This window comes from Cyanobacteriota bacterium, assembly GCA_025054735.1.
Taxonomy (GTDB): Bacteria; Cyanobacteriota; Cyanobacteriia; order SKYG9; family SKYG9; genus SKYG9.
In genome coordinates this window covers 1-10,325 of sequence record JANWZG010000108.1, presented here as the reverse complement: position 1 = coordinate 10,325, position 10,325 = coordinate 1, and the positions used below count along the sequence as shown (strand labels likewise).

Sequence of the window (10,325 nt, the reverse complement as noted above, 5' to 3'; positions counted from 1 at the left end):
TGCTTGCTTAGCCCGCATAAAGGTTGCTGCTGCTCCGTCTTCATAGGCATAAACGGCCCGGATTCCCGTCAAATGGTGATCAGCAACTTGGCGATCGAGGAATACATACAGCCGATCGGCCAGGGATTGGGCACTCCATCCCAAGCGTTGCCTAATGCCTGTGCGCTCCAGCAAGATGCGTCCTACTTCTCGCCAAGGATAGGAACGAATACTGACATCTGGGGGCAACCGCCAGTCCCGTCGCCCCAACTCAGCCGCAAGCCGATCGCCACCCGGCAGCCGCCCCAGCCACCCTACCCAGCGTCCTGTTGGGTTAATGGCCAAGGTTGTGACGACTTCGTGCAACAGGTTTGCCTCAGCCAACGCTAGTGCAACATTACGAACATTAGGGTTGCCCGTGGGGTGCACTAGGGATATAGGTTTGGGGATTGGCTTGGGCATTCGCTTGCATCAACAACGCTTGGTCACGTCGCCAGGTCTCAACGGCTTCTAGGTGAGGGAGCAAGAAGATAAATCCCCCCATGAACCAATAGTAAACAGCAAAGGTATGATTAAACACCATCTGCCCAGAAAGCATGACGATGTGGGTAAGAAATCCGATAATCGCCAACTGACGTAAAAAGGATTGCCTGACTCGCCAGATGGTGAACCAGAGGCTAAAGATGAGCACAACTCTGAACCCATACCAGAGAATGAATCCAAATGGCCCCAACTCAAGGGCTACCCGCGCAATTTCTGGCTCAACCGGGGGAGGAAACTTTCCAGGAGGTAACCCCAGCAAGTTTTGTAGCGTGACTCGCGCCCCGTGGTTTGCTCCAATTCCATAGCCATCTAAATTATTCCCTGATAAAAAACCGGGCGGCAAATAGAAGTTTTGGGTAATTCGTGATCCCAAGTCTCGACTGTAGGAAACTCGCTTCCAGAAGCGATCGACCGCATCTCTAAAACCAAGGATGACCCCTATACCTACAATACCCATAGATGGCAGCCCCTGTTGCAACCAGAAGGACATTTTAGAGGATTGGGTCACGAAACCTAGAACCAAATATCCCCCCAGGATCAATCCTTGGGACAGGAACGCCGTTCGGGATCCAGTCATCATGGTGTTGACCATAAGTAGCAATAGCTCTACGATCGTCAGCCAGCGCCACTTTTGGGACTGTTTGAGCGTCAACATAGGCAGCAACAGGGCAAAGCACACAATCAGATAACCCTGATAGGTATTGAGGTGAGAAAACGTACCCGTAATCCGCACAGTTTGTAAGCCAGCACTGCCAAAGGTGGCGATCGCTTCATTTGCACCCTCATTGGGAGCGTACGCATTAATCCAACTAGTCTTAGGACTAACATACTGCACCATGCCCAACAGACCTACAGGTATAATTGATATTAGGTAATTGCGTATATAGACTTGCAACTCCTGCTCTGTCTGGAACAAGGAGGGCAGCATCCACATCATGGGTACATAGATTAGGTAATTTCTGAGACCAAAAATGCCGAGTATAGGCGATCCCAAGGCTGGATTGAAAACTTCATACAGACTCCAGCACAACACTAGCAGTAAGGATCCGCTGACTACATCGAGATAGATAGGACGACGCTCGCGATCGGACAAGAAATAGCGCAAATAGGCTCCAATGATGATGAAATCCTTGAGGAAATAGATTAACTCATTGGCTTGAGGCAAAATCCACTTTCGCAGAGCACCTTCTAGCACCACCAACAGCAAGACAGCCTTAACCGAGCGTCGCCAGTCCCTTGCTGCCAGATAGATAACGACGATCGCGCCCAACGCTGCAACCAGTAGTTTAATCATGCTCGGCTCCCCATTGCTGCTTCAAAGGTTTGTAGGTAGGCAGTAGCTACGGCTGCCCTTGTGTGACGAGCTAAATGCTCAGGTGCCGCCGAGCGATAACTGGCTAGGCGATCAGGTTGTGTTAACAGCATCGCTAGTTGATTAGTCAACTCAGTCACATCCTCATTGGGAAACGTCACCCCACAGGCCCCAATCGCATCCTTTAATCCACCACCAGCCGAGCCAACAGCTACACATCCACAGGCAATTCCCTCTGGGGCCACAATGCCAAATGGCTCTTGCCAACGCGATGGTATCACCAAAATTTTATGGGCGTTGAGTAGTTGCACTAAGGCTTGTTCCTGTTGTACCCCAACAAACTGAATTTGATCTAAAACTTGCAAATCAAATGCCTGTTGGCGCAGGGGTACTTCCTCAGGGCCGCTGCCAACGATCGTTAAGGTAGGCATAATCCCTTGGTAACGCAGCCGTGCTAGTGCTGACACCAGCAAATCAACCCCCTTATCTGACACAAGTCGCCCTACGTAAATTAAATCTCGATTGCGGGGAATGTGTGGCATCTCGACAAACAAATCATCCCGGTAGGGATTGGGAATGATCGCGACAGGAGCAGCTAGCTTAGCAGCGATCGCCCGACTAGGCGCAACATTGATGGCTCGACGTGCCACCCAGTACTTTAACCGATCTTGCCAGCCAATGCGACCGTCCAAGCGCCGATACCAAGTCTGATGAGTTACCGCTAGCGGCTTAGGAACTAACAACAGGGGGATAACACCTTTCAGGCTGACACTGCCTTGGAAAAACAGATCACACCAACGCAACCAACCCACCAAGGTTTTCAGGTTAGGGTGGCGCACCACGGGCACGGTCAACGGCGGTGCATCGCCCGCAGGGGTCTGAGACAGCACCACAACTTGATGCCCTTGCCGGACAAACTCTTCGGCTAGAATCCGCATCACCATCTCAGTGCCACCTACACTGGGATAAAAGTGAGGAGAGTACATCAAGATGTTCATGGGATATAGCTGGCAACAGCTTGAGTCGATCAACAGATGTTTACTTACAGCCGATAAAGATCGGCATCGAGGCCGTTGAACTTGAACCAGCCAAGCGCCGCCACCAGCTCCTAGGCAAGCCCTTAGTAAGGATATTGCGGAATCCACAGCGTTCCATCATACGCTGAACATGGCTAGGCAAGAAAGAATGGGGGTGAGAGTCCACCAAGATGCTGCCTTTCATAGTGTTGCGAGTAATGTACTCAAACTTAAGATAGCCCAACACCGAGAAACAGTTGACTGCTACCAGAATCTTTCCACCTGGGCGCAAGGCTCGATAGGCATTACGAAGAATGCTTTCTGGTTCGTAGACGTGATCCAACACATTCTCAGTAATAACGGTGTCAAATTCAGCGTCATACTCTAGTGCTTCGCCAGGTGCTTGCACATAGTCTCCCTCTTCGCTGAGGGCGTGTAGCCAGTGAATGAGGGGTTCAATCAGCGATCGCTCCTCACCCTGCAAATCGGTCAACAAAATACGCGGCAGTGGTTCCACCTTTACTAGTCGCTTAATGTGAGCCTTACCAGGATACATAGAGGTCAGACTAATGCCAAATGGCCCCACACCGATCTCTAAGATGTCCTTATGGTCACAGAGGTCTCGCATAACATCAGCCCCAATCCGGCGTTGCAGTTGAACATACTCGCTAGGAATGCCTAGCAGCGATGGAATATCAGTCGACAGGCCATGCCACAGTTGAGATTCCAGTGATTGAGCTTTCTGCCAGCGCTCCTTAGTGACAGCCATCATGCCTCCCTGCCGTTTATGGGACTACCAAGGCTCAATTATACGGCTAATTACCCAGACCACATTAGGTTGAGTCCCTAACCACCGACCAACGGACGGATACGACGGCGATAGGCATTTACATCTAGGCCAGCACCATTAGCCATGGAAGGGTTAATGTTACGACGAATAGCAGCAACCCGATCAGCAGGAGCTGGATGTGTGCTGAGAAAATCGGGTACTGAGCGACTGCTCTGCAATTTCGCCATAAATACAGGCATTGCTGATTGGGCATAGCCTGCTCTACCCATGTACTGCAACCCACGACGATCGGCATCGTACTCATCCTCACGGGAGCGGGGACGACGCAGTGCCAAATCTATGCCTAAGGCTGCAATCTGATCTCGGTTAACCCCAGCAGCCGTAGCAATAGTTTGATAAATAGCATCATTCTTCATTTGCTCAATCAAGTGACGACCCGTGATGTGACCAATCTCATGCCCAATCACGCCCGCAAGCTGCGCCTCGTTATCAGCCGTGCGTAGCAAGCCTGTCGTTATGTACACGTAACCACCCATCGTGGCAAAAGCATTGACCTGCTGATCATCCACGACTCGAAAGGTATAGGGAAGATTAGGGCGATCGCTCAGCCGCGCCAATTTCTGGCCAATATCATTCACATAGGCATTGATGTCTGCATTGCGATAGGCTCGAAACTCCCTCGCCATGACCGCGCTATCCATCTGTCTGCCTAGTGCTACCTCTTGCTCATCGGAAATGTTGGACAGTTGAATAATCTGGATCCCCTGGAAAATCAAATCACCAATGGGAAGAGCAGGAGTCTTAACCATGGCCCCTAGCCAAACACCAAGGGCCGTAATTGTGGCTAAAAGTCCGTAGCCAACGCGGCGGCTAGAGCAGCGAAACAGTCTAGAGAAGAGATTTAACATAGGGTTTAGAGTGAATACAAGAGTCGGGACAGCCGTGGATGGTTGTGATTTTACTGCAATCTGCAATGCACCCAGATCTGGACGTAAAGAACCACCCAATTGTTGCGCTAACTGCCCTGCAACTGCATGGCTAGCAGCCTAGGAACGATCGTCGCTGAATGTAAATCGGGCTAGGTCAACCAGTGTGACTAATAGGAATTAAGCGCGTGCGTCCTATCACATCAAATGTTCCCACGGCGGCTGATAATCAAAAATGCTCAAAGATGATTAGGCCAACACCTGCTTTCAGGGAAGTTGTCAAGCCTTGGCTGCACTAGGCATAGTTCTGTCACTCAGAGCTTAAGCTAGCACTAATCAGCTATGGAGCCGCTATAAATGGCGTTGCATCAGGGAATGCGCACTATCGTTGTCTGGGAAATTGAGCACAATGCACTGTAATGCTAAAGCACCCCAGCCTACAAACATGCCAAATGCAAGCAGGAAGCTGAGTTGAAGCCTTTCCCCCGGATAGAGAGTAAAACACCCTAAGTCTATCCAACCGGGAGGTTAGCTTACCTGCTGGAGAGTGGGGCATATTGAGCAGTTACCAAACGCCTATAGTTCTCACGGATTTCAACTCTGTAACACTGTTAACTGGATTAGTACAAGTATCATGGAAATCCTATTCTCTAAGGAGGTACCTACATTTTTGATTGTAGGGGGGACAATTACGATGACGGTGTCCATCCGAAAAACGCAGCAACTCCTTCGTCTCTTCTCCCCTGAAGACATTCCTCGCAACTGGAAGATTCTCTATTCCCTCATGATCATGTTTCTAGGAGGCTATTCATTGGCAGCTTGGTTAACTTGGAGCCAAAGTACCAGTCTAATCACTCTTCTCATGGGGGTTGTTTTCTTTGGGGGTGCGTTTTTTGTGCTCTTCAGTGTCACAACCTATCACCAAACCCTCAAGCATTTAATTCGTTCAAGGCAGGAGTTGAGCTACGCAAAACAAAAAGCTGAAGAGTCACTAGCGCGGTTACAGCAGGTACCAACACTTATTCAAACCGAAAAGATGGCCAGTTTGGGTCAAATGGTTGCGGGTGTTGCCCATGAAATCAATAACCCTGTCAACTTTATCCATGCCAATATTGAACATGCAAGGGGATATGTTCGGGATTTGATAACTCTGGTTGATCTATACCAACAAGCGTTGCCTCAACCTACTCCAGCTATTCAAGCCTATCTTCAGGACATTGATTTTGATTTCCTCAGGGAAGACCTGCCTAGTGCATTAGCATCTATGGAACATGGCTCACAACGCATCACAACGATCGTCAGCAGCCTCAAGCAGTTCTCGCGTATGAACGAGTCTGCCATCAAGTCGGTAGATTTACATCAGGGGTTGGACAGTACCTTGATCATCCTAGATCATCGGTTACGCGCCCAGGGTCAGCGATCGGCCATTAAAGTCTCCCGTCAATATGGGGATATTCCCCCCGTAACCTGCTACGCTGGGGACATTAATCAAGTATTTATGAATATCCTCGCCAATGCCATTGATGCCCTAGAAGAAGCAATGGTCAAGGATAATCTGCCAGACCCTCACATTGAAATTCAAACTAGTTGCACTGATCGCTGGGTTCAGGTTGCTATTCGAGATAATGGCCCTGGAATCACAACAGAGGTGCAAAAACGACTATTTGATCCCTTTTTTACAACTAAACCCGTAGGCAAAGGCACTGGCCTAGGTCTTTCCATTAGCTATCAGATTATTACCCAAAAACACCACGGACAACTTACCTGTCAGTCAAGGCCCGGAAGAACACAATTCCTGATTGAGTTGCCTCGTGATGATCTCGACTCAAGACTTAGTTAACCACTAACTTGTAATGGCTTTGTTGCATGAATCAAAGAACGGTCAGTCTGCCCTGAGGTCGTCCTGATATTAAGCTTCAACCTCGTAGCTATCGGGTTTAGCGCTCTGAATCATCCGGTTAAGTGCAGCCCATTGGATAAACCATTCCACCGCTTGATGGTCAAATTGACACCCACTCAGCTTGCCACCAAAGATCGCCCTAAGCCGAAACATCGTGGTTTCGGCAATCGAGCGGCAATGATAGCCTCTCTCCCGCTTCCAACGTTTGCGCCCATGGTTGCGAATGTAGCACAGATGCTCATCTCTGGCATGGGGTTTGCCTTGGCGATGGCCATGCCGCCAGATCTGAGCATCCTTGCGCAGTGGAATCACCGCTTTCGCGCCTCTGGCAGCAATCTCGTCATAGCAGTGGCGGTGGTCGTAAGCCCCATCGGTCGAGACCTGCTCCATCTCATCCTCAATCGGCTCCAGAATGTCTGGGAACACTTCACCATCTGCCACATCATTCGTCGTCACCACCATGGCCACAATTTCGCCAGTTGCCTCATCAACTCCCAGATGCAGCTTGCACCAAGTGCGACGTTTGCTGATGCCATGTTGTCGCGGTTTCCATTCCCCTTCACCATAGACGTTCACCCCCGTCGCATCCACCACTGGAGCATCGATTCGAGAAACCCCTGGCACTGCCGCCCAACTACCCCATCGACGGCTTTGGCCGTTGCCATTGTCAAATGGCCAAATCGCTGTAGAGGATAAACGCACCTGGCTTGCTGCTCAAATCCTCAACCACCCACCGCTCCAGAACGGACTCCTCAATCCAGAAGGTGAGGCTTCCTCTAGCCTTCAAGCCAGCGTTATGCTCGAATCAGTTGCGAATGCGCTATTGAGTCGTCATGGCAGGTTGGATGTGTGGTGACTGAAATCTACCATGTCTCTCCTGCCCGCAACTCCCCTTCATGCAATAACGCCATTTTATTTCTCAATTCACGCAGCTTTGATATGTTCACTGATAAAGCACCTGTGTCGTGTTGGGTGTTTTGGTAGTAGAAATCACCTATGCACCTTCTCGCAGTTTGTCAAGAACAGAGCGGTCTTCGAGGGTGGAGGTGTCACCAGAGACTTCTTGACCTGCAGCGAGGGAACGTAGGAGGCGGCGCATGATTTTGCCCGATCGAGTTTTAGGCAGGGCATCAGTAAAGCGGATTTCACCAGGTCGAGCGATTGCCCCAATCTCGTTGACGACATGTTGCTTCAGGGCCTTCACGAGATCATCGCTAGGGGTGGAGCCACTCTCTAGGGTGACAAAGGCAACAATTTCTTCCCCTTTAATGTCGTCGGGCTTGCCTACGACGGCAGCTTCGGCTACGGCTGGGTGAGACACCAATGCTGACTCAATTTCCATTGTCCCCAAGCGGTGACCAGCCACACTAATGACATCATCGACGCGCCCCATCACCCAGAAGTAACCATCACGATCTCGACGAGCACCATCTCCCGCAAAGTACAAGTAGTTGCCATCCTTAGGAGGAATATGCTCCCAATAGGTGCGGCGGAAGCGATCGTCATCCCCGTAAACCGTGCGCATCATAGAAGGCCAGGGATAACGCACAACAAGGTAGCCCCCTTCATTGTCAGGAACAGAATTGCCCTCTAGATCTACTACATCAGCCAGAATGCCGGGGAAGGGACGAGTTGCCGATCCTGGCTTAGTAGGGATAGCTCCAGGTAGAGGAGTAATCATGATGCCGCCAGTTTCTGTCTGCCACCAGGTGTCAACGATCGGGCAGCGTTCACCGCCAATTACCCGGTGATACCACATCCAGGCTTCAGGGTTAATCGGTTCACCCACAGTACCCAACAGGCGCAACGATGACAGGTTGCGGGCTTGGGGCAAATGATCTCCCATGCGAATAAAGGCGCGGATAGCAGTGGGAGCAGTGTAGAAAATATTCACCCCATACTTTTCAATCACATCCCAAAAACAACCAGGATTAGAGGGACGAGGTGCTCCTTCATAGATCAGACTGGTGGCTCCGTTGGAGAGCGGGCCATAGACAATATAGCTGTGTCCGGTAATCCAGCCGACATCGGCAGTGCACCAATAGACATCCTCATCACGGAGGTCAAAGATCCACTGGGTGGTTATGTGGGTATAGAGGTTGTAGCCACCTGTCGTGTGAACAACACCCTTGGGCTTACCAGTACTGCCAGAGGTGTAGAGGATGAACAGCAAATCTTCGCTATCCATCGGTTCAGCAGGACAGTCGGCAGATAGCCCTGGTTGCATGTCATGCCACCAATGGTCACGGCCTGCTTGCATAGCAATGGGTTGCCGGGTACGTTGCACAACCAGTACGTTGCTGACAGTGGTGACAGTGCCATCGGCTAGAGCCTTATCTACTTGATCCTTTAGGGGGACGATCGCATCCTTGCGCCAACCTCCATCGGCAGTGATCACTAGCTTTGCTTGGGCATCGATCAGGCGATCGCGCAACGCTTCTGCACTGAAACCACCAAAAACAACAGAATGGGGCGCACCAATGCGGGCACAAGCAAGCATAGCAATCACAGCTTCAGGAATCATGGGCATGTAGATACCCACGCGATCGCCCTTACTGATACCCAGTTGCTTTAGAGCATTGGCAAATTGGCATACTTCTCGGTGCAGTTGGGCATAGGTAAGGGTGCGAGAGTCACCCGGTTCCCCTTCCCAAATCAGCGCGGCTTTGTTACGCCGCCACGTGGTCAGATGGCGATCAAGGCAGTTGTAGGAAATGTTAATCTTGCCATTGACAAACCACTTAGCAAAGGGTGGGTTCCAATCCAGCACCTTGTCCCAGGGCTGAAACCAGTGCAATTCTTGGTGTGCCAGCTCTGCCCAAAATGCCTCCGGGTCAGCCGCCGCCCGTTGATATAAAGCCTCATAATCTGCTAAGGACTTAATGCGAGCAGCTTGAGCAAATGCGGCTGGAGGGGTGAACAGACGCTCTTCGTGCAGGATGGATTCAATCGTAGGTTGGGACATAGTGAATTTAGTCAAGTCTACTCCTTTACAAAACCATACTGTGTTGTTGGAACCGCGATCGCCCCTTGCCGTATTTCTTAATGTCTACACCAGTTCCATAACAGAGTAAGCGCATCTCAAGTACCAAGGAACTGTGTTTATAACCATGATTCCTCCAGATCCCGTTGCCAAAAAAGTCGTTGGTCAGACCATCCAACACCAGAAATCTAATACCAATTCTCCAAAAGCCAGTGACATAACCCATTAGTTCGTAGAATTAAGTTCCTACTACAAGCTATCCATAGCCATAGTATGGAGGAGTGAATAACCAGCAAAGTTACTCCTTCAGAAGAAAAGCGGCCTTATTAGGGAATGCAGCTCTAAATTTGCCACTGTTAACGAGTTGGCGCACTACTCACACCAAACCAAAATCGGCAAGCAAGAAATGTAATCGAACGCAAGAATACAACAGCACATAACATTAGCAAGCACAATTTCTCTGCCAACCACCTCACCAGTAACAGAAAAAACTCGCTATCAGCAGAGCGCCAACCTAGATGAAACAAAGCCAAAAAATAACCAGCCTCCCACCGCAAGAGCAAGAGACTGGTCACTAAACTTACCCTGGCATCGCGCTAGGTTCGCAGGACGTCACCGTCCAACTATCGTCGCCGCAGATGCGTTTCACCACTCAGTTCGGGATGGATGAGTGTGGGGCCACATCGCCATAGACACCAGGAAGACAACACTCGCATTGACATCACCCAGAAGGCTGCATAGCTACCAGTCAGTCACCATCACGACCACCTATCCCTTGAGGTCAAGCCCTCGGTCTGTTAGTACGCCTCGACTGCATGTGTTACCACACTTCCATCTAGCGCCTATCAACGGGTCGTCTGCCCGTGACCTTACTGG

At 50.4% G+C, this 10,325-nt stretch carries 7 protein-coding genes, 2 rRNA genes and 1 pseudogene; 1 reads left to right on the top strand and 9 read right to left on the bottom strand.

Annotated elements, in window-relative coordinates:
- The 5 genes from NZ772_07160 to NZ772_07140 all read right to left on the bottom strand — a co-directional run.
- Positions 1–441: glycosyltransferase family 1 protein (locus tag NZ772_07160; GenBank protein MCS6813334.1), on the bottom strand; the 441-nt coding region annotated here is incomplete at its 3' end.
- Positions 386–1,816 carry a hypothetical protein gene (locus NZ772_07155; protein ID MCS6813333.1) on the bottom strand — a complete coding sequence of 477 codons (1,431 nt, stop codon included), beginning with the start codon at positions 1,814–1,816 and terminating at the stop codon, positions 386–388. The genes NZ772_07155 and NZ772_07160, both read right to left, overlap by 56 nt.
- Positions 1,813–2,832 carry a glycosyltransferase family 4 protein gene (locus tag NZ772_07150; protein ID MCS6813332.1) on the bottom strand — a complete coding sequence of 340 codons (1,020 nt, stop codon included), beginning with the start codon at positions 2,830–2,832 and terminating at the stop codon, positions 1,813–1,815. Before NZ772_07150 ends, NZ772_07155 begins: the two co-directional genes overlap by 4 nt.
- Before the next feature lie 40 nt (positions 2,833–2,872).
- A complete protein-coding gene (locus NZ772_07145; GenBank protein MCS6813331.1) occupies positions 2,873–3,622 on the bottom strand; it encodes a methyltransferase domain-containing protein in 750 nt (249 codons plus the stop codon).
- A gap of 74 nt (positions 3,623–3,696) precedes the next feature.
- Positions 3,697–4,548 (bottom strand): M48 family metallopeptidase, encoded by an 852-nt coding sequence (locus NZ772_07140; GenBank protein ID MCS6813330.1) that lies wholly within the window; start codon positions 4,546–4,548, stop codon positions 3,697–3,699.
- 652 nt (positions 4,549–5,200) lie between these two features.
- Between NZ772_07140 and NZ772_07135 the strand changes: the two genes are divergently transcribed.
- A complete protein-coding gene (locus NZ772_07135; GenBank protein MCS6813329.1) occupies positions 5,201–6,406 on the top strand; it encodes a HAMP domain-containing histidine kinase in 1,206 nt (401 codons plus the stop codon).
- A gap of 69 nt (positions 6,407–6,475) precedes the next feature.
- On the opposite strand, the pseudogene NZ772_07130 reads toward NZ772_07135, so the two are convergent.
- From NZ772_07130 to NZ772_07115, 4 genes and pseudogenes are all read right to left on the bottom strand, one after another.
- Positions 6,476–7,283 (bottom strand): annotated as a pseudogene (locus NZ772_07130) (IS5 family transposase).
- Between the two features lie 177 nt (positions 7,284–7,460).
- Entirely contained in the window at positions 7,461–9,431 is a 1,971-nt protein-coding gene (gene acs, locus NZ772_07125; protein MCS6813328.1) for an acetate--CoA ligase, read from the bottom strand.
- A gap of 601 nt (positions 9,432–10,032) precedes the next feature.
- Positions 10,033–10,149, bottom strand: a 5S ribosomal RNA gene (rrf, locus tag NZ772_07120).
- A gap of 77 nt (positions 10,150–10,226) precedes the next feature.
- A 23S ribosomal RNA gene (locus NZ772_07115) occupies positions 10,227–10,325 on the bottom strand; the annotation flags it as partial.

Bases quoted from the DNA above. Each gene is read 5' to 3' on its own strand.
- NZ772_07155 (MCS6813333.1), bottom strand. From the start codon at position 1,816: ATGATTAAACTACTGGTTGCAGCGTTGGGCGCGATCGTCGTTATCTAT.
- NZ772_07150 (MCS6813332.1), bottom strand. From the start codon at position 2,832: ATGAACATCTTGATGTACTCTCCTCACTTTTATCCCAGTGTAGGTGGC.
- NZ772_07145 (MCS6813331.1), bottom strand. From the start codon at position 3,622: ATGATGGCTGTCACTAAGGAGCGCTGGCAGAAAGCTCAATCACTGGAA.
- NZ772_07140 (MCS6813330.1), bottom strand. From the start codon at position 4,548: ATGTTAAATCTCTTCTCTAGACTGTTTCGCTGCTCTAGCCGCCGCGTT.
- NZ772_07135 (MCS6813329.1), top strand. From the start codon at position 5,201: ATGGAAATCCTATTCTCTAAGGAGGTACCTACATTTTTGATTGTAGGG.
- acs (MCS6813328.1), bottom strand. From the start codon at position 9,431: ATGTCCCAACCTACGATTGAATCCATCCTGCACGAAGAGCGTCTGTTC.